The sequence below is a fragment of the Stutzerimonas stutzeri genome, assembly GCF_000935215.1.
GTDB lineage: Bacteria > Pseudomonadota > Gammaproteobacteria > Pseudomonadales > Pseudomonadaceae > Stutzerimonas.
The window spans coordinates 1-612 of the sequence record NZ_JXXD01000351.1; the positions used below are offsets into that span (position 1 = coordinate 1).

The window sequence follows — 612 nt, forward strand, 5'->3', positions numbered from 1 at the left end:
GTTCCACGTTCTTGCCCGAGAAGCCCCGCGAGGTCTTGTAGTAGCGCTTGTATTCGGTTTCATCGACCAGAGAGTCGACCGGCACATCGACACGGATGTCATCGCGGATCAGCGTCCAGATGGGCTCGAAATAGCCGGGGCGGGCGAGCAGCTTGAATTGACCCAAACCGTAGCGCCACAGGCCGTCCAGATGGGCTGAGAAGGCAGCATAGGAGTCCGTTTCGAGGGCTTTGCCGGTCTTCGCGTCAATCGAGCCGCTGGCGAATTGTTGGATCACTGAATGGTGATAGCGCAGCTCGATCCGCCATACATCCTGGGTCGGATCGTAGTTATCAGGGTCGGCCGGATCGAACGAATCCCGGCGACGCCAGATGCTTTCCCAGAAGTCGAGCTTATCGGTTGCGCGGGCCTGTTCAGTCTTGTTGTAGATACACAGCTGGACGCCTCCAGCGGAACCGAACATGGACGTTTCACCACGACCGTAGACGCTGGACTTGGTGGCCCACTCAATCTGGTTGATGCCCGTGATATCCCGGTGCGTCCTGGCGCGACAGTGCAGGCGAGCTACCAGATCCACCGGAGGCTTCCAGCCCTGGAGATCCAACGCCAGAT

General features: G+C 59.2%; 1 pseudogene. It reads right to left on the reverse strand.

From position 1 onward, the window contains the following. Positions 1–612, reverse strand: a pseudogene (locus LO50_RS23305) (hypothetical protein); the annotation flags it as partial.